16 protein-coding genes are annotated in these 25,303 nt (G+C 71.0%); 12 read left to right on the forward strand and 4 right to left on the reverse strand.

The window, feature by feature from the left end; genetic code table 11:
• Positions 1-205: 205 nt before the first annotated feature.
• Positions 206-2,845 carry an alpha-glucan family phosphorylase gene (gene glgP / locus IG84_RS0104845; protein WP_031051698.1) on the reverse strand — a complete coding sequence of 880 codons (2,640 nt, stop codon included), beginning with the start codon at positions 2,843-2,845 and terminating at the stop codon, positions 206-208.
• Positions 2,846-3,261: 416 nt separating this feature from the next.
• Here glgP and IG84_RS0104850 point away from each other — a divergent pair, with 416 nt between their 5' ends.
• From IG84_RS0104850 to glgB, 5 genes are all read left to right on the forward strand, one after another.
• Positions 3,262-4,491, forward strand: coding sequence for a S8 family peptidase (locus IG84_RS0104850; protein ID WP_031051701.1), 1,230 nt, complete (start codon positions 3,262-3,264; stop codon positions 4,489-4,491).
• A 329-nt stretch (positions 4,492-4,820) separates the two neighbouring features.
• Entirely contained in the window at positions 4,821-6,812 is a 1,992-nt protein-coding gene (locus IG84_RS0104855; RefSeq protein WP_031051703.1) for an alpha-1,4-glucan--maltose-1-phosphate maltosyltransferase, read from the forward strand.
• Positions 6,809-8,512: a maltose alpha-D-glucosyltransferase gene (gene treS / locus IG84_RS0104860; protein WP_031051705.1), complete on the forward strand. Its 1,704-nt coding sequence runs from the start codon at positions 6,809-6,811 to the stop codon at positions 8,510-8,512. The genes IG84_RS0104855 and treS overlap by 4 nt, the downstream gene beginning before the upstream one ends.
• A gap of 382 nt (positions 8,513-8,894) precedes the next feature.
• The gene (locus IG84_RS0104865) at positions 8,895-10,511 is read left to right on the forward strand and encodes a maltokinase N-terminal cap-like domain-containing protein (RefSeq protein ID WP_157848812.1); all 1,617 of its coding nucleotides are present in this window, start codon (positions 8,895-8,897) and stop codon (positions 10,509-10,511) included.
• 58 nt (positions 10,512-10,569) lie between these two features.
• Entirely contained in the window at positions 10,570-13,287 is a 2,718-nt protein-coding gene (gene glgB, locus IG84_RS0104870; protein ID WP_078648609.1) for a 1,4-alpha-glucan branching enzyme, read from the forward strand.
• Positions 13,288-13,598: 311 nt separating this feature from the next.
• On the opposite strand, the gene IG84_RS0104875 is transcribed toward glgB, so the two are convergent.
• A complete protein-coding gene (locus IG84_RS0104875) occupies positions 13,599-15,206 on the reverse strand; it encodes a M4 family metallopeptidase (protein WP_051861427.1) in 1,608 nt (535 codons plus the stop codon).
• A gap of 249 nt (positions 15,207-15,455) precedes the next feature.
• On the reverse strand, positions 15,456-16,862 hold the full coding sequence (locus IG84_RS0104880) for a cation:dicarboxylate symporter family transporter (protein ID WP_031051713.1): 1,407 nt from the start codon (positions 16,860-16,862) through the stop codon (positions 15,456-15,458).
• A gap of 152 nt (positions 16,863-17,014) precedes the next feature.
• Here IG84_RS0104880 and IG84_RS0104885 point away from each other — a divergent pair, with 152 nt between their 5' ends.
• The 7 genes from IG84_RS0104885 to IG84_RS0104915 all read left to right on the forward strand — a co-directional run bounded on the left by IG84_RS0104885 (position 17,015) and on the right by IG84_RS0104915 (position 24,111).
• On the forward strand, positions 17,015-18,631 hold the full coding sequence (locus IG84_RS0104885; RefSeq protein WP_031051714.1) for a sensor histidine kinase: 1,617 nt from the start codon (positions 17,015-17,017) through the stop codon (positions 18,629-18,631).
• The gene (locus IG84_RS0104890) at positions 18,628-19,341 is read left to right on the forward strand and encodes a response regulator (RefSeq protein ID WP_051861394.1); all 714 of its coding nucleotides are present in this window, start codon (positions 18,628-18,630) and stop codon (positions 19,339-19,341) included. The genes IG84_RS0104885 and IG84_RS0104890 overlap by 4 nt, the downstream gene beginning before the upstream one ends.
• Before the next feature lie 84 nt (positions 19,342-19,425).
• Positions 19,426-20,760, forward strand: coding sequence for an extracellular solute-binding protein (locus IG84_RS0104895; RefSeq protein ID WP_211266413.1), 1,335 nt, complete (start codon positions 19,426-19,428; stop codon positions 20,758-20,760).
• Positions 20,757-21,677 (forward strand): carbohydrate ABC transporter permease, encoded by a 921-nt coding sequence (locus tag IG84_RS0104900; RefSeq protein WP_031051720.1) that lies wholly within the window; start codon positions 20,757-20,759, stop codon positions 21,675-21,677. The genes IG84_RS0104895 and IG84_RS0104900 overlap by 4 nt, the downstream gene beginning before the upstream one ends.
• Positions 21,678-22,529, forward strand: a complete 852-nt coding sequence (locus IG84_RS0104905; protein WP_031051722.1) for a carbohydrate ABC transporter permease — start codon at positions 21,678-21,680, stop codon at positions 22,527-22,529.
• A gap of 127 nt (positions 22,530-22,656) precedes the next feature.
• On the forward strand, positions 22,657-23,205 hold the full coding sequence (locus IG84_RS0104910) for a hypothetical protein (RefSeq protein ID WP_031051724.1): 549 nt from the start codon (positions 22,657-22,659) through the stop codon (positions 23,203-23,205).
• 204 nt (positions 23,206-23,409) lie between these two features.
• The gene (locus IG84_RS0104915; RefSeq protein ID WP_342668400.1) at positions 23,410-24,111 is read left to right on the forward strand and encodes a helix-turn-helix domain-containing protein; all 702 of its coding nucleotides are present in this window, start codon (positions 23,410-23,412) and stop codon (positions 24,109-24,111) included.
• A 68-nt stretch (positions 24,112-24,179) separates the two neighbouring features.
• On the opposite strand, the gene IG84_RS0104920 is transcribed toward IG84_RS0104915, so the two are convergent.
• The gene (locus IG84_RS0104920; RefSeq protein ID WP_031051727.1) at positions 24,180-25,205 is read right to left on the reverse strand and encodes a 6-phosphofructokinase; all 1,026 of its coding nucleotides are present in this window, start codon (positions 25,203-25,205) and stop codon (positions 24,180-24,182) included.
• Positions 25,206-25,303 lie beyond the last annotated feature (98 nt).

Here is a 25,303-nt window from a genome sequence, read left to right on the forward strand (position 1 = left end):
GCCGCGTGGGCGTTGTCCACAGGGTGATCCCGGGCGATCCGCCTCCTCCGGCCCGGAATCCCTCCCAGGGGGGCAGGCGATATGCACAGGCCGGGTGGGGGCGGGTCGTACGCACCCATCCGGTAGCGGCACACCGTACGCACGAGCCGGGCGGTGTCCGGGGGCTCCCGTTATCCCTCCGGACACCGCCCTTTCGCGGTTGCGGTCAGCGCAGCAGGACGCCGGCCGCCTCGCCGGTGGCTTCCGACGGGACGGCGATCAGGCCCATCTCCGCGTGTGTGGAGAGCAGGGGGTGGGCGGGGAGGATGCGGACCGTGTAGCCGAAGGGGCCGGTGCGGTCCAGGACGAGGGGGCCCTCGTACAGCCAGCGGCCTTCCAGGTCGGGGCCGCCCGCCGGCTTGAGCGGGACGGTGAGCGGGTCGGCGATCCGGTCGGACTCGTCGACCCGGCCGGAGACGAGCTGTACCTCGACGTCCTCGGGGGCCAGCTCGTCCAGCGTGACCCGGACGCGGAGCGCCAGGGTGCCGCCCAGTTCGGCCTGGCCGTTGGCGGGCGTGGTGGGGCTGCCGGTCTCGACGTGGTCCACCGCGACCCGCGGCCACGCCTCCCGCACCCTGGTCTTCCACTCCGCGAGACCGCGCGCGGACTCCGGGGTGAGGGCGCGGTGCGCGTGCGCCGCGGGGGCGTAGAGCCGCTCGACGTACTCCCGGACCATCCGGCCGGCGAGCACTTTCGGGCCGAGCGTGACCAGCGTGCGGCGGACCATCTCGACCCAGCGGTGCGGTACGCCCGCCTCGTCGCGCTCGTAGAAGCGCGGCGCGACGCGCTGTTCGAGCAGCTCGTAGAGGGCCGCCGCCTCCAGGTCGTCGCGGCGTTCCTCGTCGGTGGCGGTGCCGTCGGCGGTGGGGATGGACCAGCCGAAGTCCGGCTCGTACCACTCGTCCCACCAGCCGTCGAGGACGGAGAGGTTCAGGGCTCCGTTGAGCGCGGCCTTCATGCCGGAGGTGCCGCACGCCTCCAGCGGGCGCAGTGGGTTGTTCAGCCAGATGTCGCAGCCGGGGTAGAGCTTCTGCGCCATCGCCATGCCGTAGTCGGGCAGGAAGACGATGCGGTGGCGGACGCGCGGGTCGTCGGCGAAGCGGACCAGCTCCTGGACGAGGCGCTTGCCGCTGTCGTCGGCGGGGTGCGCCTTGCCGGCCACCACGATCTGGATCGGCCGCTCGGGGTGGAGCAGCAGCTCCATGAGGCGGTCGCGGTCGCGGAGCATGAGGGTGAGGCGCTTGTAGGACGGCACCCGGCGGGCGAAACCGATGGTGAGGACGTCGGGGTCGAGGACGCCGTCGATCCAGGCCAGTTCGGCAGTGGCGGCGCCGCGCTGCCGCCAGGAGGCGCGCAGCCGCATCCGTACTTCGGTGACGAGCTGTTCGCGCAGGGTGCGGCGGAGGTCCCAGATGGCGGGGTCGGCGATGTCGGAGACCCGGTCCCAGCGTTCGGAGCCGCCCACGGTGAGGGCGTCCTCGGTGCGCTGGGCGCCGATCTGGCGGGCGCCGAGGCGGAAGACCTCGGGGGCGACCCAGGTGGGCGCGTGCACGCCGTTGGTGACGGAGGTGATCGGCACCTCGTCGGGGTCGAAGCCCGGCCAGAGTCCGGCGAACATTTCGCGGCTGACGCCGCCGTGCAGCGTGGAGACGCCGTTGGCGCGCTGGGCCAGGCGCAGGCCCATCACGGCCATGTTGAAGACGTTGGGCTCGCCGCCTGGGTAGCTCTCCATGCCGAGGCCGAGGACGCGGGCCGCGTCGATGCCGGGGAGTTCGCCGTCGGGGCCGAAGTGCCGGGCGACCAGTTCGCGGTCGAAGCGGTCGATGCCGGCGGGCACGGGGGTGTGGGTGGTGAAGACGGTACCGGCCCGTACGGCTTCCAGGGCGCTGTCGAAATCCAGCCCGCCGGCGTCCTCTTCGGACAGTTCGCGGATGCGTTCCAGGCCGAGGAAGCCGGCGTGCCCCTCGTTGGTGTGGAAGACCTCGGGGGCGGGGTGGCCGGTGAGCCGGCAGTACGTACGGACGGCGCGTACGCCGCCGATGCCCAGCAGCATTTCCTGCAGGAGGCGGTGTTCGCTGCCGCCGCCGTAGAGGCGGTCGGTGACCTGGCGTTCGCCGGGGCCGTTCTCCTCGACGTCGGAGTCGAGGAGGAGGAGCGGCACGCGGCCGACGCGGGCCTGCCAGATGTACGAGCGCAGCCGGCGGCCGCCGGGGAGCGCGAGGGAGACCTGGGCGGGGCTGCCGTCGTCCTCGCGGAGGAGTTCCAGGGGCAGCTCGTTGGGGTCGAGGACCGGGTAGTGCTCCTGCTGCCAGCCCTCGCGGGAGAGGGTCTGGCGGAAGTAGCCGTGGCGGTAGAGCAGGCCGACGCCGATCAGCGGGACGCCGAGGTCGGACGCGGCCTTGAGGTGGTCGCCGGCGAGGATGCCGAGGCCGCCGGAGTACTGCGGGAGGGCGGCGGTGATGCCGAATTCCGGTGAGAAGTAGGCGACGGCCTCGGGCAGGGCACCGTCGACGGACTGGTACCAGCGGCGGCCGGCGAGGTAGTCCTGCAGGTCGTCGGCGCAGGCGGTGAGCCGGCGCAGGAAGCGGCGGTCGGCGGCCAGCTCGGCCAGGCGTTCGGCGGTGACGGTGCCGAGGAGCTGGACCGGGTCGGTGCCGGGCCGCTGCCGGCCCTCGGGGTCCAGGGCGTGGAAGAGCTCGCGGGTTTCGGTGTGCCAGGACCAGCGCAGGTTCCGCGCCAGTTCACTGAGCGGTCGTAGGGACGGGGGAAGGACAGGGCGCACGGTGAATCGACGAATGGCCTTCACGCTCCGACCGTAGCGGCGGGCGGGCCGCAGCAACCACAGCGCGCGCCCGGCGCTGCGGACAACCGCTCGAAAGGCCCGCCCCACGCGTCGGCCACACTCCCGTACGCCCCTTGCCGACCCTCCCGTACGCCTCTTGGCGGAGATGCCAGCACCGGAGCGGGCCCGTGGGCCCGCTCCGTGTGCCCCGCCGGGCGGCCGCGACCGGGCCGGGCGCGTGATCCGGCCAGAAATCGCCGCAACCTTCGCCATGCATCACCCACCCGATATGGCCGATTCCGCCCCGTCGTCCTCTCTTGTACGGACTGCGGGCCCACGGAAGGCTGCAGGATGGCGTCGGTGGAGCGCGGCGCGGCAGCCGGCGCCACGGAACGCAACACCCTTGCCTGCCTGCCGAGTTGAAGAGGGGAACTCCGTACATGGCCTGGACACGAACAGCCCGCCGACGGCTGGCCGCGGGGAGTACGGCCGCCGCGTCGGCGGCCCTGCTCTGCGCCGCCACGCTGCCGGCCCACGCCGCGCCGCCCGAAGGCCGGGTACTGGGGGCGGGGGCGTCCGGCGCGGTGAACAGCAGTTACATCGTCACCTTCAAGAAGGGCGCGCGGGGGGTCGACGCGCGGTCGGCGGCGGGGAAGCGGCTGGCGGCGAAGTACGGCGCGGCGATACGCCGGACGTACCGCAAGGCCATCAACGGCTACGCGATACGGGCGAACGCGACCCAGGCCCGGCGTCTCGCGGCCGACCCCGCGGTGGCGGCGGTGAGCCAGAACCGCACAGTACGGCTGACGGACACCGTGAAGGCGCCCGGGGCCCTGCAGAAGCACCCGCCGTCCTGGGGTCTGGACCGGATCGACCAGAAGACCCTGCCGCTGAACAAGTCCTACGTCATGCCGCCCGGCGGCGGCGCGGGCGTCAGCGTGTACGTGCTGGACACCGGCGTGCGCACGACGCACAAGGACTTCGGGGGACGGGTCAGAAGCGGGCACGACTTCGTCGACAACGACGAGGCCGCGCTCGACGCGAACGGCCACGGCACCCATGTGGCCGCCACCATTGCGGGTGAGAAGTACGGCGTCGCCAAGAAGGCCGACATCGTCCCGGTGCGGGTGCTGGACTCCAATGGCTCCGGCACCACCGACGATGTCATCGCGGGCATCGACTGGGTGACGCAGCACGCCAAGGGGCCCTCGGTGGCCAATCTGAGCCTGGGCAGCATGTTGTCACCGCAGCTGGACCAGGCGGTGAAGAGCGCGATCGAGGCCGGGGTGACGTTCACCGTCGCAGCCGGGAACAATAATCTGCCGGCCCACCTCTACTCGCCCGGCCGGGTCGCGGAGGCGATCACGGTCGGCGCCACGGACAGGGACGACACTCGCGCCGAGTTCTCCAACTGGGGTCCGGGAGTGGACCTCTTCGCGCCGGGGGTGGGGATCGCCTCGGCCTGGAACTCGGGCGACGCGGCCGAGAAGGTGCTCTCCGGTACCTCCATGGCCACGCCGCACGCCGCGGGCGCGGCCGCGCTGTACCTGGCGCGGCACCCGGAGGCGACGCCTGCGGAGGTGGGGAAGGCGCTGGCCGACGGCGCTTCGGCGAAGCAGGTCAAGAGCGGCGGGCTGGGCTCGCCCGACCGGCTGCTCCGGGTCAGGTAGACCGCCCCGGTCAGGGCCGTGAGGGCCGGCTCCGCCCGTCGGCGGGGCCGGTCCGCTGCTGTCGCGTGTCACGCGGCGGCCGGTTCGCCCGGCTCGATCGCGGTGCGGTGTTACGTACGAGTAGTTCACCCGCGGGCGGATTGCCCGGCCGCGGAGCGTGGGAAGGCTCTGGCGGATACGTACGTTGCGTGCCTCCCCCGCGTGTCCCGCCCTGCGCACCTCCAACCGAGTGAAAGGCGACAGGACCGTTCATGCCCGCAACCCGTAAGCCCGCCGCGGAGATACAAAGGACAACACCCCGCAAAGTGTCCCAAGTCTCAGGTGATCCCATGATCGGTCGCATTCCCGTCCTGGACGTCCGTCCCCAGATCGACTGCGGGCGCCGCCCGGCCAAGGCGGTGACCGGCGAAACCTTCGAAGTGTCCGCCACGGTCTTCCGGGAAGGCCATGACGCGGTCGCCGCCAATGTCGTGCTGCGCGACCCGGGCGGCCGGAGCGGTCCGTGGACGCCGATGCGGGAGCTGGCGCCGGGCACGGACCGCTGGGGGGCACTGGTCACCCCGGACGCGGAGGGCCGCTGGACGTACACCGTGGAGGCGTGGTCGGACCCGGTGACGACCTGGCGGCGCACGGCACAGGTCAAGATCCCGGCCGGTCAGGACACCGGCCTGGTGCTCGCCGAGGGTGCGGCGCTGCACGAACGGGCGGCGGCGGGGGTACCGAAGAACGCGGGGCGTGAATCGATTCTGCGGGTGGCCGACACGCTGCGCGACGAGAGCCTGCCGGCCGCCACCCGGCTGGCCGCCGCGCTCACCCCCGAGGTGATGGACACCCTCGGCCGGCACCCGCTGCGCGAACTGGTCAGCGCCTCCCGGCCGATGCCGCTGCTGGTGGAGCGGCGCCGGGCGCTGTACGGCTCCTGGTACGAGATGTTCCCGCGTTCGGAGGGCGCGTACGAGGCGCCCGACGGGACCCTGGTCAGCGGTAATTTCCGGACCGCCGCCGAGCGGCTGCCGGAGGTCGCCGCGATGGGCTTCGACGTGGTCTACCTGCCGCCGATCCATCCGATCGGCACGACCCACCGCAAGGGACCGAACAACGCGCTCTCCGCTGGCCCGCACGACGTCGGCTCGCCGTGGGCGATCGGCTCGGCCGAGGGCGGGCACGACGCCATCCACCCGGACCTGGGCACCTTCGAGGACTTCGCGCACTTCGTGCGCACCGCGCGGGACCTGCGCATGGAGGTGGCGCTGGACTTCGCGCTGCAGTGTTCGCCGGACCATCCGTGGCTGGACAAGCATCCGGAGTGGTTCCACCATCGCGCCGACGGCACCATCGCGTACGCCGAGAACCCGCCGAAGAAGTACCAGGACATCCACCCCATCGCCTTCGACGCGGACTTCCGCGGCCTGGTGAAGGAGACGGAGCGGCTGCTGCGCTTCTGGATGGAGAAGGGGGTGCGGATCTTCCGGGTCGACAATCCGCACACCAAGCCGGTGGTGTTCTGGGAGAAGGTGATCGCGGACATCAACCGCACCGATCCGGACGTCATTTTCCTGGCCGAGGCGTTCACCCGCCCTGCCATGATGCGCACCCTCGCGCAGGTCGGTTTCCAGCAGTCCTACACGTACTTCACCTGGCGCAACTCCAAGCAGGAACTGACCGAGTACCTCACCGAACTGTCCCGGGAATCGGCCGACTGCATGCGGCCGAATTTGTTTGTGAACACCCCGGACATCCTGCACGCCTACCTCCAGCACGGCGGCCGGGCGGCCTTCGAGGTACGCGCGGTGCTCGCCGCGACGCTGTCCCCGACGTGGGGCGTGTACGCCGGATACGAGCTCTGCGAGGGGACTCCGGTACGAGACGGAAGCGAGGAGTACCTGGATTCGGAGAAGTATCAGCTGCGTCCCCGGGATTGGCAGACAGCGGGCCGCGAGGGCCGTAGCATCGCTCCTCTCATCACGGCACTCAACCGGCTGCGCCGTCGTCATCCGGCACTCCAGCAGTTGCGTGCCCTGCACTTCCATCATGTCGACAACGACGCGGTCCTCGCGTACTCCAAGCGCGAGGGAGCCGACGTGGTCCTCACGGTCGTGAACCTCGACCCGCACCACACCCACGAGGCGACGGTGTCGTTGGACATGCCGGAGCTCGGCCTCGACCGGCACGAGTCCGTACCGGTGCGCGACGAGCTCACCGGCGAGACCTACCACTGGGGCAGGGACAACTATGTGCGCCTGGAGCCGGGCAGTGGCATTGCGCCCGCGCACGTGCTGTCCCTGCGACCGTCCTCACCGATCGGAGGGTCACCCAATTGATCGTCAACGAGCCCGTCCCCGACACGTTCGAGGACACTCCGGCCAAGGACCGCGATCCCGACTGGTTCAAACGGGCCGTCTTCTACGAAGTCCTGGTGCGGTCGTTCCAGGACAGCAACGGGGACGGCATCGGCGACCTGAAGGGCCTGACGGCCAAGCTGGATCATCTGCAGTGGCTGGGCGTCGACTGCCTCTGGCTGCCGCCGTTCTTCAAGTCCCCTTTGCGGGACGGCGGTTACGACGTCAGCGACTACACCTCGGTACTGCCGGAGTTCGGTGACCTCGCCGACTTCGTGGAGTTCGTGGACGCCGCGCACCAGCGCGGCATGCGGGTGATCATCGACATGGTGATGAACCACACCAGCGACCAGCACCCGTGGTTCCAGGAGTCCCGCACCGACCCCGACGGGCCGTACGGCGACTACTACGTCTGGGCGGACGACGACAAGCAGTACCAGGACGCCCGGATCATCTTCGTCGACACCGAGGCGTCCAACTGGACCTTCGACCCGGTGCGCAAGCAGTACTTCTGGCACCGCTTCTTCTCCCACCAGCCGGACCTCAACTACGAGAACCCGGCGGTCCAGGAGGAGATGATCTCCGCGCTGCGCTTCTGGCTGGACCTGGGAATCGACGGCTTCCGGCTGGACGCCGTGCCCTACCTCTACGCCGAGGAGGGCACCAACTGCGAGAACCTCCCCGCCTCGCACGCCTTCCTGAAGCGCGTGCGTTCCGTGATCGACGCGAACTACCCGGACACGGTGCTGCTGGCCGAGGCCAACCAGTGGCCGGAGGACGTGGTCGACTACTTCGGCGACCCGGAGACCGGCGGCGACGAATGCCACATGGCGTTCCACTTCCCGGTGATGCCGCGCATCTTCATGGCGGTACGCCGCGAGTCCCGCTACCCGGTCTCGGAAATCCTCGCCAAGACCCCGGCGATCCCGTCCGGCTGCCAGTGGGGCATCTTCCTGCGCAACCACGACGAGCTCACGCTCGAGATGGTCACGGACGAAGAGCGCGACTACATGTACGCGGAGTACGCCAAGGACCCGCGGATGCGCGCCAACATCGGCATCCGCCGCCGGCTGGCGCCGCTGCTGGACAACGACCGCAACCAGATCGAGCTGTTCACCGCCCTGCTGCTCTCCCTGCCCGGCACGCCGATCCTGTACTACGGCGACGAGATCGGCATGGGCGACAACATCTGGCTGGGCGACCGGGACGCGGTGCGCACGCCCATGCAGTGGACGCCGGACCGCAACGCCGGCTTCTCGTCCTGCGATCCGGGGCGGCTCTTCCTCCCCACGATCATGGACCCGGTCTACGGCTACCAGGTGACCAACGTCGAGGCCGCGCAGTCCTCGCCGTCGTCCCTGCTGCACTGGACCCGACGCATGATCGAGATCCGCAAGCAGAACCCCGCCTTCGGCCTGGGCACGTACACCGAACTGCCCTCGTCCAACCCGGCGGTGCTGGCGTTCCTGCGCGAGTACCAGGACGACCTCGTCCTGTGCGTGCACAACTTCTCGCGCTTCGCCCAGCCCACCGAGCTGGACCTGCAGACGTTCGACGGCCGGCATCCGGTCGAGCTGATCGGCGGCGTGCGCTTCCCGGCCATCGGCCAGCTTCCGTACCTGCTGACCCTGGCGGGCCACGGCTTCTACTGGTTCCGGCTGCGGAAGGACGCGGTGGCTTAGCCGGCACGTCGTTCCGGGCACCGGCCGGGCTTTCGGGCCGGTGCCGCGCGGGCGCACCTCACGGCGCGCCCGCGCACCGCCGCGTACGGGCCCGTCGCGCCGGCCGGCAGGCCGTCCGTGCCGGAGGCGCGAAGCTACCCGCCCGTACATGCACGCAAGGCGTGTTCGGGTGTTTTTCGACCTTTCGTCCGGGCAGTCTCCCTACTGCCGCACGGGCCGGACGATCCACGCGCCGCGCCTCCGGGCGTGGGGACACCTGCCGCAGCTCCGCTGCCGTACGGACGATCCTCGCCCGACACGTCCCGCACCGCCCCACAGTAAAGGCCGTATTCCGGGACACTTTGCCGTAGCTGTCGTGTGCCCGGGGAAAGGACGCGACGTCATGTCGGAAACCGCCTCGACCCGTGCTCTGCAAGGCCGGCACCACCGGCCGTCCGTCACCACCGCACCCGGACTGCTGCCCTCGCTCGACCCCTTGCTGCGCGAATGGGTGCCACGGCAGCGGTGGTTCGCGGGCAAGGGCCGGCCGGTCACCGGCTTCGATCTCGTCGCCGCCGCCGAGCTGCTGCCCGTCGACGGGACCGTCGACGGCGCCGCCGCGCCCGGACTGCTGCACCTGCTCGTCCGCGCCCGGCAGCCCGGCAGCCAGGTCCGGGCGCCCGAGGACGACGACTGCTATCAGCTCCTGCTCGGCGTGCACGGCACGCTGCCGCCGCGGCTCGCCCACGCGCTGATCGGCCGCCCGGACGGCGGACCGCTGGCCGGGCGCACGGTCTACGACGCGCTGCTGGACCCGCGACTGTGCACGCTGCTGCTGGAACGGCTGCGGGTGCCCGGGCAGCTCGGCGCGCTCCGCTTCACCGTCGAGCCGGAGACCTCCCTCGCCTCCGGCCTCACCGCCCGGCCGCTGACCACCGAACAGTCCAACACCTCCGTGGTCTTCGGCGACGCCTACATCCTCAAGGTCTTCCGGCGGGCCTCCCCCGGCCTCAACCCGGACCTGGAACTGCCGCTGGCACTGGCCCGCGCGAAGTGCTCCCGGGTGCCCCCGCCCGTCGCGTGGTTCGAGTCGGACGCGGCGGGGCCGGTGACGGCGGCCGAAGGGCCGCGCCACCACGCCGCAGAACCGATCACTCTCGGCGTGCTCACGCCGTTCCTGGACGGCGCGGCAGACGGCTGGCAGCTCGCCCTCAACGCCCTCTCGGTACGTGCCGACTTCACCGGCTCGGCGCGGGCGCTCGGCCACGCCACCGCCGAGGTGCACACCGCGCTCGCCGAGGCGCTGCCCACCACCGAGCTGCGCCGCACCCACCTGGAGCTGATCGCCGCCGGCATGGCCGAGCGGCTGGACGCCGCCGCCCGCGCGGTACCGGCGCTGCGCCCGTACCGCACCCGGCTGCGCACCGCCTTCCACGCGCTGACCACCCTGGGCCGGGACGGCCGCACCTTCGCCGCGCAGCGCATCCACGGCGACCTGCACCTCGGCCAGACGCTGCGCTCCGCGGGCGAGGGCCGCTGGTCGGTCATCGACTTCGAGGGCGAGCCGGCCCGGCCGTTGGCGGAAAGGCGCGATGTCCAGCCCGCGGTGCGTGACGTGGCCGCTATGCTCCGGTCCTTCGACTACGCGGCGCGCAGCGGCCCCGGCGGCGGCGACGCCTGGTCGCTGGAGTGGGCGCGGCGCGCACGGACCGCGTTCTGCCGCGGCTACGCCGAGGCCGGCGGCCTGGACCCGGACTCCGTTCCGGAGCTGATGCGCGCGTACGAGACCGACAAGGCCGTGTACGAGGTGCTGTACGAGGCACGGCACCGGCCGGACTGGCTGCCCATCCCGATGGCCGCCGTCCGCCGTCTCGCCGGCCCGGACCCGCGCCTGGGCACCGACCCGGAGCTGACGACCGACCCGCATGTGGGCGCGGGGCCCGACCCCTACGCCGAAGCGGACCCCGAGGAGGGCGATTCGTCGTTCACGACCTACGCGCCGCCCGAGGACCGCACCTGACCGTGATCCGCCCTTCGATCCCCCGACCCCCGAAACGCCCCGCCAGGAGGCTCCTCCCGTGACCCCCCGTCCGCCGTCCCGCCCCTCCTCCGACCCCGCAGCAGCGACGCCCGACGCCGACGTCCCGCCCACCTTCCTGCCGGCCGCCCGGTCGGAGGACGAGCAGGACGCCCCGCCGGCCCAGCGCACCGGGCCCGATCCCGAGGCGGAGGCGGCCGCCGCACGCGCCGTGGAGCCGGCGCGGAAGACCTCGCGCGCCAAGCCGGCCGGGGCATCGGTGACCGATGCCCCGGAAGCGGGGGAAGCGGCCGCCGCGGCCGCCAAGAAGCCCGCCGCGAAGAAGGCCGGCACGAAGAAGACCACCGCGAAGAAGACCGCGGCGAAGAAGACGACGGCCAGGGCGTCGGCCACGAAGCCGGCCAAGACGACGGCCGCCAAGAAGACCACGGCCGCGCGGCCCGCCGCCCAGAAGACCGCCGCACCCAAGGCCGCCGTACCCAAGGCCGCAGGGACCGCCACGCCCAGGGCCGCCGTGTCCAAAGCCGTCGTCCCCGAGCCCAAGGGCGGCGTCCGCGCCGCGCCCCCGCTCGGTGACACCGACCGCGGCCGGCTGCTCTCCGGTACGCACCACGACCCGCACGCACTGCTCGGCGCGCATCCCGTACGCGGCGGGGTGCTCTTCCGCGCGCTGCGCCCGTACGCCCTCTCGGTGGCCGTGCTCGCCAAGGGGCTGCGGGCCGAGCTGCACGACGAGGGCGACGGCCTGTTCGCCGGGGTGCTGCCGCTGTCGGAGATCCCCGACTACCAACTGGTGATCACCTACGGCGAGGGCCCGGACGCCCACGAGATCACCGTCCACGACCCGTACCGCTTCCTGCCCGCGATCGGGGAGCTGGACCTGCACCTCATCGGCGAGGGCCGGCACGAGGAGCTGTGGCAGGCCCTCGGCGCGCGCATCATGGAGCACGAGGGCGTGACCGGCACCCGCTTCACGGTGTGGGCGCCGAACGCGCAGGGCGTCCGCGTCGCCGGGAACATGAACTACTGGGACGGCACGGTCTACCCGATGCGCTCCCTCGGCTCCACCGGCGTGTGGGAGCTGTTCATTCCCGGGCTGGGCGAGGGCGAGCTGTACAAGTTCGACATCGCGCGCCCGGACGGCAGCCACACGCTGCGCATCGACCCGATGGCCCGGCGGACCGAGTGCCCGCCCGCCAATGCCTCGGTCATCGACGTCACGCGCCACGAGTGGGGCGACGCGGAGTGGATGGCGCGCCGCGCCGAACGCCCGGTGCACACCTCGCCGCTCTCCGTCTACGAGGTCCACCTGCCGTCCTGGCGCCCCGGCCTGTCCTACCGCGAACTGGCCGAGCAGCTCCCCGCGTACGTCAAGGACCTGGGCTTCACGCACGTGGAGCTGATGCCGGTCGCCGAGCACCCCTTCGGCGGCTCGTGGGGCTACCAGGTCACCGGCTTCTACGCGCCGACCGCCCGGCTCGGCTCCCCCGACGACTTCAAGTACCTGATCGACGCCCTGCACCGCGCGGACATCGGCGTGATCATGGACTGGGTACCCGCGCACTTCCCGCGCGACGACTGGGCGCTCGCGGAGTTCGACGGACGGCCGCTGTACGAGCACGAGGACCCGGCCCGGGCCGCGCACCCCGACTGGGGCACCCTCGAATTCGACTACGGCCGCACGGAGGTCCGTAACTTCCTGGTCGCCAACGCCGTCTACTGGTGCTCCGAATTCCACATCGACGGCCTGCGCGTGGACGCGGTGGCCTCGATGCTCTACCTGGACTACTCCCGTGAACACGGCGAGTGGACGCCCAACGAGCACGGCGGCCGGGAGAACCTCGACGCGGTCGACTTCCTGCAGGAAATGAACGCCACCGTCTACCGGCGCTGCCCCGGCGTGGTCACCATCGCCGAGGAGTCCACGGCCTGGGACGGCGTCACCCGCGCCACCCACCACGTCGGCCCCGGCGGCTTCGGCGGTCTCGGCTTCGGGCTGAAGTGGAACATGGGCTGGATGCACGACTCGCTGGAGTACATGGCCAAGGAGCCGGTGCACCGCAAGTACCACCACAACGAGATGACCTTCTCGATGGTGTACGCGTACTCCGAGAACTACGTCCTGCCCATCTCGCACGACGAGGTCGTGCACGGCAAGCGTTCCCTCGTCTCGAAGATGCCCGGCGACTGGTGGCAGCAGCGCGCCAACCACCGCGCGTACCTGGGCTTCATGTGGTCCCACCCGGGCAAGCAACTGCTCTACATGGGACAGGAGTTCGCGCAGGGCGCGGAGTGGTCCGAGGGGCACGGCCCGGACTGGTGGCTGCTGGACCCGGCGTACTCCGCCGAGCCGGACCACCGCGGCGTCCGCGACCTGGTCCGCGAGCTGAACCGGCTCTACAGCGCGACGCCCGCGCTGTGGGAGCGGGACACCGACCCGGGCGGCTTCTCCTGGATCGACGGAGGCGCGTGGGAGGACAACGTCTTCTCGTTCGTGCGGTACGACGCCGCGGGCGATCCGCTGGTCGCGGTCTGCAACTTCTCGCCGGTGGTCCGGCACGAGTACCGCCTCGGCATGCCGGAGAACGTCCCGGCCTGGCGCGAGGTGCTCAACACCGACGAGGAGCGGTTCGGCGGCAGCGGCGTGATCAACCCGGGGCCGCTGAAGGCCGAGCCGGTGCCGTACCACGGCCGGGCCGTCTCCATCGCGCCGGTCCTGCCGCCGCTCGCCACCGTCTGGCTGCGCCCCGCGGGCTGAGGGCGCCGGCCGGGAGCGCGCTCCGACGGCCGTACGGACGTGCTTGCGGGCCGGTGTCGCACCCCCTGCCCGTACGCACAGAAAAGGGGCCCGCCGGCGTCTGCCGCCGGCGGGCCCCGTTCCCCCGTGATCCCCCGTTCCCCCGTTCACCGGCGGTTTCCCGCCGGCCCTGGAAACTTTGCCGCCTCACAGCGTCCGGGGACAGTCCCGCCACGGGTTCGTTTCCGGCCCGCGACACCCTGATACGCAATCGAGAAATTCCGCACAAGATCGCGAACATGGCGGCCGCCGCGGCCGCCTCGGGGAGCGCGTCAGGCCACGTTCACCGCGGTCCAGGCGGCGCCGACCGTCCTGTACTCGCCGCTCGTCGCGCCGTACAGGTCAGCGGCGGCCTTCAGCGTCGCGGCGCGGGCCCCCTTGTAGTCCGTGGTGGAGGTCATGTAGACGGTCAGCGCGCGGTACCAGATCGCGGCGGCCTTCTGATTGCCGATGCCGGTGACCTTGGAGTTGTCGTACGTGGGGCTGTTGTAGCCGACGCCGTTGATGGTCTTGGCGCCGCTGCCCTCGCTGGCCAGGTAGAACCAGTGGTTTCCCACGCCCGAGGACAGGTGGACGTCCAGCTTGCCGACCTTGCGGGACCAGTAGTCCGCGGAGCGGCCGTCCAGGGAGGGCTTGTCCATGCGGCGCAGCCACGGCGGGGTGGACTGGTCGCTGAAGAGGTAGTCAGGGGTGTCGATCGCGTTGTCGGCGTACCACTCGACCATGGTGCCGAAGATGTCGGAGGTGGCCTCGTTCAGGCCGCCGGACTCGCCGCTGTACCGGAGGTCGGCGGTGGCGCTGGTGACGCCGTGGGTCATCTCGTGGCCCATGGTGTCCAGGTCGACCTGCTCGGGGTCGGTGGTGCCGTCGCCGTCGCCGGTCATCATGCAGAAGCAGTTGTCGGACCACTGGGCGTTGTCCCAGTGGGTGCCGACGTGGACGAAGACGGTGGCGCCCTTGCCGTCGTTCCTGATGCCGTTCCGGCCGAAGGTGTCCCGGTAGTAGTCCCAGGTCTTGGCGGTGTTGGCGTGCGCGTCGACGGCGGCGGTGGCGCGGTCGGTGGAGAACTTCTGCCCGTCGCCCCAGATGTTGTCGGCGTCGGTGAAGAGCGTGCCGGAACCGGAATTCAGGCCGGAGGACGAGACGTTGTGGGCGTCCCTGGTGATGGTGCCGCGGGTGGGGTCGATCAGCGCGTACGTGCCGTCGGCCTGCTTGGTCGTGTCGATCGTGACGTCGCCGGTGTACTCGGAGTGGCCGGTGCCGGCTTCCTGGTGCTCGGCGTCGTACGTCTCGATCCGCTGCCCGGAGTCCGCGTCGGTGACGACGATCTTCCCGGCCGGCTCGCCGTGCGCGCCGGTGCCGGCGACGGTGGTCCGCCAGGCGAGCCGCGGGGTGCCGTCGGCGGCCCAGACGATCAGCTCGGCGTCGGGCTCGGCGCCGCGGACGCCGGTGACGCCCTTGAGCGCCTGCGATTCGGTCGACTTCGCCGAGACGCCCGGCCGCACGGAGTCCACCGCGACCTTGCGGGCCTTGGCGTGCGAGGCGGCGACGAGCTTGCCGGCGCGAGTCTGGTGGACGACGAAGTCACCACCGACGACGGGCAGTTGGCGGTAGGTGCGGTCGAAGCGGACGTGCTCGGTACCGTCCCGGTCGACCACGACGTCCTTGGCGACCAGGGCCTGGTCCTTGCCGTACCCGAACGTCGCGGCATGGCGGGTGACGTTGGCCTCGGCCCGGGATATCGCGGCGTCGCGTATCCGCGCGCTGGGAGCACCGGCCTTCGCGGAACTCGCGGAACTCCCGGGCCTGTCGGGGCCCGCGGGGGCGGAGTGCGCGGGGAGGGCGAGCGCGCCGGTCGCGACGACGGCGGCGACGGCCATGGCCGCGAGCGCTGCGGAGGATCTGGGCACGGAAGTTCTGGGCACGGCGGGGCACGTCCTTGAGGGTGAGGGAGACCGGCCGCCCGGCCCCCGAGGGCCGGACACATGCGGCATTCTCACCCTCTTGGCATGCTCCTGACGTGATCGCATCCGGGGATAGGACTGGGCTATAGGGGGCGGTGACGTGCGACGGAGCCCCACCGGCGAGGGTGCCGGCGGGGCTCCGTGGTGAAGCGGGGAGGGGGCGGGTCAGACGGCAGCCTTGTCGCCCTTGGCGAGCGGGTCCGGGGTGGCCGGTTCGGGGGCCGGGGCATGACCGTCGTCCACCAGCGTCGTCTCGTCGAACGGGCGGCCGCCGGCCAGGACTTCCTGGACGCGGGGCTTGTCGATCTCCTTGGTCCAGGTGCCGATCAGGACCGTGGCGACCGCGTTTCCCGCGAAGTTGGTGAGGGCGCGAGCCTCGCTCATGAAGCGGTCGATGCCGACGATCAGGCCGACGCCGTCGACCAGGTCGGGGCGGTGCGACTGCAGGCCGCCGGCCAGGGTCGCCAGGCCCGCGCCGGTGACGCCCGCCGCGCCCTTGGACGCGATGATCATGAAGACGAGGAGGGAGATCTGCTGGCTGATCGGCAGCGGGGACCCCATCGCCTCGGCGACGAAGAGCGAGGACATCGTGAGGTAGATCGCCGTGCCGTCGAGGTTGAAGGAGTAGCCGGTCGGGACGGTGATGCCGACGACCGGCTTGCTGACGCCCAGGTGCTCCATCTTCGCGATCAGCCGCGGCAGCGCCGACTCGGAGGAGGAGGTGGAGAGGATCAGCAGGAACTCGCGGCCGAGGTACTTGAGCAGCGCGAAGATGTTCACCCCTGCGACGAGCCGCAGGAGCGTACCGAGCACGACGATCACGAACAGCAGGCACGTGACGTAGAAGCCGACCATGATGACCGCGAGGGACTTGAGCGCGTCCAGACCGGTCTCGCCGACGACCGCGGCGATCGCGCCGAAGGCGCCGACCGGGGCGGCCCACATGATCATGGACAGCACGCGGAAGACCAGCTTCTGCAGGTGCCCGATGCCGCGCAGGACCGGCTCACCCGCCTTGCCCATGGCCTGCAGCGCGAAGCCCACCAGCAGCGCGACCAGCAGCGTCTGCAGGACCTCGCCGGTGGTGAAGGCGGAGACCAGGGTGGTCGGGATGATGCCGAGCATGAACTCCGAGCTGGACTCGCCGCCGCCCTCGCTCTGCGCCTGGCCCGCGTGGCGGAGCGTCTCGGTCAGGTGCAGCCCGGAGCCGGGCTCCAGGATGTTGCCGACGACCAGGCCGATGGCGAGCGCCACGGTCGACATGACCATGAAGTAGCCGAGCGCCAGGCCGCCGACCGCGCCGACCTTGGCGGCCTTCCGGACGGAGCCGACGCCGAGGACGATCGTGCAGAAGATGACCGGCGAGATCATCATCTTGATGAGATTGACGAAGCCCTCGCCGAGCGGCTTGAGCTCCATGGCGAAGCCCGGGGCGATGAAGCCGACGGCGATGCCGAGCAGCACCGCGCCGATGACGGCGATGTAGAGGTAATGGGTCCGGTCACGCTTCTTCGGTGCGGGCGTGGCGGGCTCGCCGGGGGTCCCGCCGCCCGGCAGGATCGTTGCAGCCACGACTGCCTCCTGTCCTCGATTGTCCGGTTCTGCGTGCGACCTGCGGCTCTTGAACGCAAAACAAAGTCCCGGCGACTATGCACCCCTGTCTTGATCACGTCACCCTTACGTGCGTTTCGTTCATGTAAACGTCAGCGGGCATCCTTATGCACATGCGCCTCCCCCGCCCCCGCAGCCTGGCCGGGCAGCTCTTCGCCATGCAGGTCGTGCTGGTCGCCGTGCTCGTCGCCGGCACCGCGGTCCTCGCCTACGCCGCCGCCCTCGGGCAGGCCAAGGACACCGCGCTGCGCCAGGCCACCGCCTGTGCCACCGCGGTCGCCGACTCCCCGTACGTGACGCGGGCGGTCCGCGGTGACGACCCGACGAAACCGCTGCAGCCCTACACCGAGCGGGTGCGCAAGGACGCGGGCGTGGCCTTCATCGTGGTGATGGACACCGACAAGACCCGGTATACCCATACGAGGCCGTCCGCGATCGGCAAGAAGTACCTCGGCCACATCGGCCCCGCGCTGCACGGTCAGGTGTTCCAGGAGACCCATCTGGGGACCCTGGGGCCCTCCGTACGGGTGGTCGCGCCGGTCCGGGACCACGGCCGGATCACCGCCCTGGTCAGCTGCGGCATCACCGTCGAGACCATCGGCGACCGGCAGCGCCGCCAGCTTGCCTGGCTGCTGTCCGCCGCAGCCGTCGCACTGGCCCTGGGCGGCCTCGGCACGTACGTGATCAACGCCCGGCTGCGCCGGCACACGCACGGCATGAACGCCGCCGAGCTGAGCCGGCTGCACGACTACCACCAGGCCGCGCTGCACGCCGTCCGCGAGGGGCTGCTGCTGCTCGACGGGCGGCGCGCGGTCGCCCTGATCAACGACGGGGCGCGCGAGCTGCTGGGCCTGACCGGGGACGCGGTGGGCCGGCCGGTCGCGGACCTCGGGCTGCCCGCGCCGCTCACCGAGGCGCTGCTCGACCCCGATCCCCGCGTGGACGAGCTGCACCTGACCGCCGACCGGGTGGTCGTCGTGAACACCTCGCCGGTCGACGGCGGCGAGCGCCGCGGCACGATGGTCACCCTGCGCGACCACACCGAGCTGCAGGCGCTCTCCGGCGAGCTGGACTCGGTACGCGGCTTCGCGGAGGCGCTGCGCTCCCAGGCGCACGAGGCCGCCAACCGGCTGCACACCGTCGTCTCGCTCATCGAGCTGGGCCGGGCGGACGAGGCCGTGGACTTCGCCACCGCGGAGCTGGAACTGGCCCAGGCGCTCACCGACCGGGTGGTGGGCGCGGTCGGCGAACCGGTGCTGGCCGCGCTGCTGCTCGGCAAGGCCGCGCAGGCCAACGAGTACGGCGTGGAGCTCACCCTGACCGAGGACAGCGGCATCGACGACGGACTGCTGCCCGGCTGGCTGCCGGCCCGCGACCTGGTGACCGTACTGGGCAACCTCATCGACAACGCGATCGACGCGGCGGCGGGCGGGCGCCCGGTGGGCGAGCAGGGCCGGGTGGTGGTCACGGCACGCGCCACGGACGGCGAGCTGCTGCTGCGCGTCGCCGACTCCGGGCCCGGCGTCGACCCCGGCCACGCCGAGGAGATCTTCCGGCGCGGCTGGACGACCAAGGCCGCGGGCCCTACGGTGCACGGCCGGGGCCTCGGGCTGGCCATCGTCCGGCAGACCGTGCGGCGGCACGGCGGTACGGTCACGCTGGAGCGGGCCCCCGAGGGCGGCGCGGCATTCGCCGTCCGCCTGCCACTGCGGACGGAGCTGCCGGCATGACACAGGACGAGAGCGGGCGCGCGCCCAGATCCCCGGAAGGACCCCTCCGGGTGCTGGTCGTCGAGGACGACCCCGTGGCCGCCGACGCGCACGCGCTGTACGTCGGCCGGGTCGAGGGCTTCACCGTCTCCGGTACGGTGCACACCGCGGCGGCGGCCCGCCGCCACCTCGACCAGCACCCCGTCGACCTCGTCCTGCTGGATCTCTTCCTGCCCGACGGGCACGGGCTGCAGCTCGTACGGACGCTGCGCGCGGCCGGGCACACGGCGGACATCTTCGCGGTCACCTCGGCCCGGGACCTGACCGTCGTGCGCGAGGGCGTCTCGCTGGGCATCGTGCAGTACGTCCTGAAACCGTTCACCTTCTCCACGCTGCGCGACCGGCTCACCCGTTACGCCGTCTTCCGCTCGGCGGCGGGCGAGGCCAGCGGCCAGGACGAGGTGGACCGGGCCATCGCCGCGCTGCGCGCCCCCCGCCCCGCCACCCTGCCCAAAGGGCTGACCCCGGCGACGCTCCGGGCCGTGACCGACGCGCTGCGGGCCGCCCCCGAGGGGCTGTCGGCGGGCGCGGCGGCCGAGACGGTGGGCATCTCCCGCATCACGGCGCGGCGTTACCTGGAGCACCTCGTGGACGCCGGACGGGCGGTCCGGGCTCCGCAGTACGGCCACGTCGGGCGCCCCGAATTGCGGTATCGCTGGTCGGACCATTGACCTGACCGACCGGTCACCTTACGGTCACCGTGCAGCCCGCCGTGGCCAGTTGGAGGTACCGCCGTGCGTCCTTCCGTCCCGCTGATGCTCCTGAGCGCCGTCCTCGCCGCCGGCACGCTGACCGCCTGCGGCGGCGGCTCCGGGAGCGACCCGGATGTCGTCAAGGTCTCGTTCAAGCAGTCCACGGACAACCGGGTCCGGGTCATGGACACGTACCTGGCCGGGATGAAGAAAGAGTTCGAGAAGGCGAACCCGGGCAAGCAGGTCAAGCTGGTGCCGATCAAGGCACCGGACTCCGAGTACTACACGAAGCTCCAGCAGATGCTGCGCTCCCCCAAGACCGCGCCCGACCTCGTCTACGAAGACACCTTCCTCATCAACTCCGACATCACCAGCGGCTACCTGAAGCCCCTCGATCCCTACCTGGACAAGTGGCGGGACTGGGAGCAGTTCATCGATACCGCGAAGACCGCGGCCAGGGGCGAGGACGGCAAGACGTACGGCGTGCCCGACGGCACCGACACCCGCGGCCTGTGGTTCAGCAAGGACATCTTCAAGAAGGCAGGCCTGCCGGAGGACTGGCAGCCGAAGAACTGGGACGACATCCTCGAAACCGCCCGCACCATCAAGAAGAAGGTCCCCGACGTCATCCCGCTGAACGTCTACACCGGCAAGCCCGCGGGTGAGATGGCCACGATGCAGGGCTTCGAGATGCTGCTCTACGGCACGGGCGAGGACCCGCTGTACGACCCGGACCAGAAGAAGTGGGTCGCCGGCGGCAAGGGCTTCACGGACTCCCTGAAGTTCGTGGAGACCGTGTACAAGGAGAAGCTCGGCCCGGAGGTCTCCGACGCGCTCGACCCGAACATCGGCGCCCGCGCCCGCGGCGAGCTGATGCCCGAGGGCAAGCTCGCCATCAACCTGGACGGCTCCTGGCTGCCCCAGGACTGGATCAAGGGCTCGGGCCACGAATGGCCCGAGTGGTCTCAGGAGCTGGGCCTCGCGCACATGCCCACCCAGCACGGCCGGGCCCCCGGAAAGGTGAGCATGTCGGGCGGCTGGACGTGGGCGATCCCGGCCAAGGCGGGCAACCCGGATCTGGCCTTCGAGTTCATCAAGACCATGCAGACCAAGAAGAACGCGCAGAAGTGGTACATCGCCAACTCCGGCATCGCGGTCCGCAAGGACGTCGCCGAGGACCCGCAGTACGTGAAGGCGCAGCCCGGCATCAAGTTCTTCACGGACCTGGTCGCGCACACCCACTACCGGCCGGCCTACCCCGTGTACCCGAAGGTCTCCACCGCGATCCAGGAAGCCATGGAGGGCGTCACGACGGGCGACACCTCGGTGGCGGAGGCGGCGAAGACCTATGACGAGGAGCTGGATTCGATCACGAACGGCGAAGTGGTCGGGAAGTGAGTGCCGTCGGTACGCGCTCCGCGGCCGAAAAGTCCACCGCGGCCCCCGCCGTCCGGCGCCCGCGCCGCAGCCTGGCGCGGGCCCTGCCGGTGGCCCCCGGCGTCGTCCTGCTGCTGCTCTTCCTCGCGGGCCCGATCGGCTACTGCGTCTACCTGGCCTTCACCGACCTCCAGTTGACCGGCCAGGCGGAGTCGTCCTTCGTCGGCCTGGACAACTTCACCGAGGCGTTCGGCGACAAGGACTTCCTCAATGCCGTCTGGCTGACGCTGGTCTTCACGGTCGTCTCGTCCCTGATCGGCCAGAACATCCTGGGCCTGACGCTCGCGGCCCTGATGCAGCGCGCCTCCGGACCGGTGCGTACGCTCACCGGCGGCATCGTGGTGGCGGCCTGGGTGCTCCCGGAGGTGGTGGCGGGCTTCCTGCTCTACGCCTTCTTCCGCCGCGAAGGCACCCTGAACGCAGTGCTCGACTGGCTGCATCTGCCGGCCCAGAACTGGCTCTACACCCTGCCGATCCTGGCGGTCTCCTTCGCCAACGTCTGGCGCGGCACGGCCTTTTCGATGCTGGTGTACTCGGCGGCCCTGAACGAGATCCCCAAGGAGATCACCGAGGCCGCGCAGGTCGACGGCGCGAGCGGCCGGCGCCGCATGTGGCACATCACGCTCCCGATGATCCGCCGCTCCATCGGCACCAACCTGATGCTCAACACCCTCCAGACCCTCTCGGTCTTCGGTCTGATCTGGGTGATGACCCGTGGCGGCCCCGGCAGCCGCAGCCAGACGCTCCCCTTGTACATGTACGAACAGGCATTCCAGAACAGCATGATCGGCTACGCGACGGCCGTGGCCCTGCTCCTGCTCCTGGTCGGCTCCCTCTTCTCCCTCGTCTACATGCGCCTGCTGCGCACGGAGGTCTGAGTGGCCCGCTCCGCGAAGCGCACCCCGGCCGCCCGCCGCGCCACCCGCCGCCTCGCGGCGGACGCGGCGCTCCTGGTGGTCGCGGCGGCCTTCGTCCTTCCCCTGGCCTGGGTGATCCTCTCCTCCCTGGACGCGCAGGCCGACCTGAGGGTGAAGATCCCCGAAGAGTTCACCTTCGGCAACTTCGACGCGGTCCTCGTCCCCGAGGTGACCTTCACCCCGCTCCTCAACAGCCTGATCCTGTGCGGCGGAGCGACCCTCCTGACGATCGTCTGCGCGGCCCTGGCGGCCTACCCGCTGTCCCGCTACCGCTCCCGTACGGGCGGCGCCTTCCTGGCCACGATCCTCTTCGCCACCTGCCTGCCGATCACGGCGATCATGGTCCCGGTGTACGCCCTGTTCGTCCAGGTCGAACTGATCGACACCATGCACGGGACGATCCTGTTCTTCGCGGCGTCCCAACTCCCCTTCGCCGTATGGCTCATGAAGAACTTCATGGACGGTGTACCGAAGGAGCTGGAGGAGGCCGCCTGGACCGACGGCGCCTCGACCGTGCAGTCCCTGCTCCGTGTCGTCCTGCCCCTGATGGGGCCGGGCATCGCGGTCGTGACCGTCTACTCCTTCGTCATGATGTGGGGCAACTTCTTCGTCCCCTTCATGCTCCTGCTCGACCCCGAGCAGATGCCCGCCTCGGTCAGCATCAACGACTTCTTCGGCAACCGCGGGACCGTGGTCTACGGCCAGCTCGCGGCCTTCTCCCTCATCTACTCGACCCCGGTGCTGCTCCTGTACATCCTGATCGCCCGCCGCCTGGGCGGCGGCTTCGCACTGGGCGGGGCGGTGAAGGGCTGACGGGGCATCAATACGCCTAACTGACAACTGTGTTGCGCCACGCTCGGCATTTCTGTGGCGGCACGCGCGGCCGCGACGGAAGACTTGACACCTCTCTTCTCGCCCATCTCCACCAAGAGGTGCATGCATGTCGCGTTCCTCGCGCTTGTCGCGCGCATCCCGCCTGACCGCCGTCGCCGCGCTGCTCGCCGCGGCCGGGGTTCCAGTGGCGTCCGCCCCCGCGCACGCGGTGGGTACCGAGGTCGTCTGCAACGGCTCCCAGGACCAGAAATACTCGCCCGGCCTGAAGCTGGTCGCCACCCCACAGACCTTCTCGGAGACCACGACGTACGACATCTGCCGGCCACTGAGCGAGCTGGGCATCGCTTCCGGCACCTCTGAAAGCACGGGAAAGACGCCACCGATGACCTGCGTCGACGCCCTGCGGAACAACCACGTGAGCAAGAAGATCACCTGGAACACCGGGAAGACGAGCACCTTCACCTATGACGTGACCGCGACGCACGTGGGCGGGCAGACCGTGGTCACCAGGACCGGCACGATCACTTCCGGGGCGTTCGCCGGCCAACCGGCCCGAGAAGTCATCACCGGCCCGACCCCGGACACGCTCAAGTGCCTGAAGGGCGGCATCACCGAGCGCACGGGGGTGGCCACGCTGACGATCTTCGCCCTGTGACCCACCGCTGCCGACGAGGGCTGAGCGAGCGCTCAGAGATCCCCGCGATTTGGCCGAGAACCCACTCGCCAATCAGTCACGGTCCGTGAAAAAATCACCCATCGTTACAAGATCACTCTGTGCAACCCGTAGATTGCTACGAGTTTTCGAAGCGATGGGTAAAACTACCCGCGTAGACATATCTGGGTCGCTTACGGTGTGGCGGTGCACACGCCAGACAGGGGCGAGCGCCGCCCACCCTTCGACGCCCAGTCCGCCAAGCGCATGCGCGAGGCTCTCGGAATGACGCCCGCGCATGTCGCGTACGGCATCAACGCCGCGTACGGAAAACCGATTCAGCCACGGACGATCGTCGCCTGGGAGCGGGGTGAGGGATCGCCGACGGAGAGCGAGCTGAACGCGCTCGCGGGGGCGCTGTGGTGCGCGCCCGGCGATCTGCTCGGGACGCCCGACACCTTGCGCGAGTACCGGATCGCCCGCGGCATCGCCGCCGACGACCTCGCACTGCGGATCGGTATGGAGATCCCGGCGTACGAGCGGATGGAAGCCACCGGGCAGTGGCAGGGCAACGACCGGCAGGCCGCCGCCCTGAAGGCCGTGCTGGATCTGCCGCTGCCCGCGCTGGTCCGGCTGACCGGCCGGGCCCAGCAGCTCGCGGAGATGCTGCGCGGCGCCGCGACCACCCGCTGGCAGGCGTATGTGCGACCGGTGTGCAAGCTGCTCGGGCTGCCGAAGCCGGAGGTGCAGAAGGCGCTGGAGTACCTCTTCGAGGAGTACCACCGGCGGATGGCCGGGACTCTGGGCTGGGGCGGCGGGACCGAGAGCGCGGCGGAGTCCAGCGACGCGGGCCGCGAGTTCGTGCGCGACGTGCTCGACCACTTCTGGGAGCAGGTCGGAGAGAGGTGACCGGGCGGGTCCGCACGCCGGGCCCGCGCAGGGCCCGGCGGCGGCCGCCGTTCAGTACAGCGGACGGATCAGAAGACCGACTCGGCCTCGTCCATGCGGTTCGCCGGCACGGTCTTCAGGTGGGTGACCGCCTCGGCGAGCGGGACCATCGTGATGTCCGTACCGCGCAGCGCCGTCATCTTGCCGAACTCGCCGCGGTGCGCGGCCTCGACCGCGTGCCAGCCGAAACGGGTGGCGAGGACACGGTCGTACGCGGTGGGGGTGCCGCCGCGCTGCACGTGGCCGAGGATGACCGGGCGGGCCTCCTTGCCGAGCCGCTTCTCCAGCTCGACGGCGAGCTTGGTGCCGATGCCCTGGAAGCGCTCGTGGCCGAACTGGTCGATCTCGCCCTTGGCGTAGTCCATCGTGCCCTCGGCGGGGTGCGCGCCCTCGGCGACGCAGACGACGGCGAACTTCTTGCCCCGGGCGAAGCGCTCCTCGACCATCTTGACCAGGTCGTTCACATCGAAGGGACGTTCCGGCAGGCAGATGCCGTGGGCGCCGCCGGCCATGCCGGACTCCAGAGCGATCCAGCCCGCGTGGCGGCCCATGACCTCGACGACCATGACGCGCTGGTGCGACTCGGCGGTGGTCTTCAGCCGGTCGATGGCCTCGGTCGCGACGCCGACGGCCGTGTCGAAGCCGAAGGTGCGGTCGGTGGAGGAGATGTCGTTGTCGATCGTCTTGGGCACGCCGACCACGGGCAGCCCGGCGTCGGCGAGCATCCGGGCCGCGGTGAGCGTGCCCTCGCCGCCGATCGGGATGAGCACGTCGATGCCGTACTCCTTCGACATGTCCTTGGCGTCCTCGCACGCCTGGCGCAGCCGGGCGCGCTCCAGGCGGGAGGAGCCGAGGATCGTGCCGCCGCGGGCGAGGATGCCGCCGACGGCGTCGAGGTCGAGCTTCCGGTAACGGCCGTCGAGCAGACCAGCAAAGCCGTCCTCGAAGCCGATGACCTCGTCGTCGTGCTCGGTGACGGCGCGGTGCACCACAGAGCGGATCACGGCGTTGAGGCCGGGGCAGTCGCCGCCCGCGGTCAGGACTCCGATACGCATCGTGCTGAGTCTCCTGTGCTCGATGTTGGTTCTGGTGAGCCGGTGCGATTGTTTCACGGGCCGGTGACCGGCGCCCCACACGTCTCGGGTACCCCCAC

The organism is Streptomyces ochraceiscleroticus (assembly GCF_000720485.1).
Lineage (GTDB): Bacteria > Actinomycetota > Actinomycetes > Streptomycetales > Streptomycetaceae > Streptomyces > Streptomyces ochraceiscleroticus.

Bases quoted from the DNA above. Each gene is read 5' to 3' on its own strand.
- IG84_RS0104875 (WP_051861427.1), bottom strand. From the start codon at position 15,206: ATGGCCGTCGCCGCCGTCGTCGCGACCGGCGCGCTCGCCCTCCCCGCG.
- IG84_RS0104895 (WP_211266413.1), top strand. From the start codon at position 19,426: ATGCTCCTGAGCGCCGTCCTCGCCGCCGGCACGCTGACCGCCTGCGGC.
- IG84_RS0104910 (WP_031051724.1), top strand. From the start codon at position 22,657: ATGTCGCGTTCCTCGCGCTTGTCGCGCGCATCCCGCCTGACCGCCGTC.
- IG84_RS0104865 (WP_157848812.1), top strand. From the start codon at position 8,895: ATGTCGGAAACCGCCTCGACCCGTGCTCTGCAAGGCCGGCACCACCGG.
- IG84_RS0104850 (WP_031051701.1), top strand. From the start codon at position 3,262: ATGGCCTGGACACGAACAGCCCGCCGACGGCTGGCCGCGGGGAGTACG.
- IG84_RS0104920 (WP_031051727.1), bottom strand. From the start codon at position 25,205: ATGCGTATCGGAGTCCTGACCGCGGGCGGCGACTGCCCCGGCCTCAAC.
- IG84_RS0104885 (WP_031051714.1), top strand. From the start codon at position 17,015: ATGCGCCTCCCCCGCCCCCGCAGCCTGGCCGGGCAGCTCTTCGCCATG.
- IG84_RS0104890 (WP_051861394.1), top strand. From the start codon at position 18,628: ATGACACAGGACGAGAGCGGGCGCGCGCCCAGATCCCCGGAAGGACCC.
- IG84_RS0104855 (WP_031051703.1), top strand. From the start codon at position 4,821: ATGATCGGTCGCATTCCCGTCCTGGACGTCCGTCCCCAGATCGACTGC.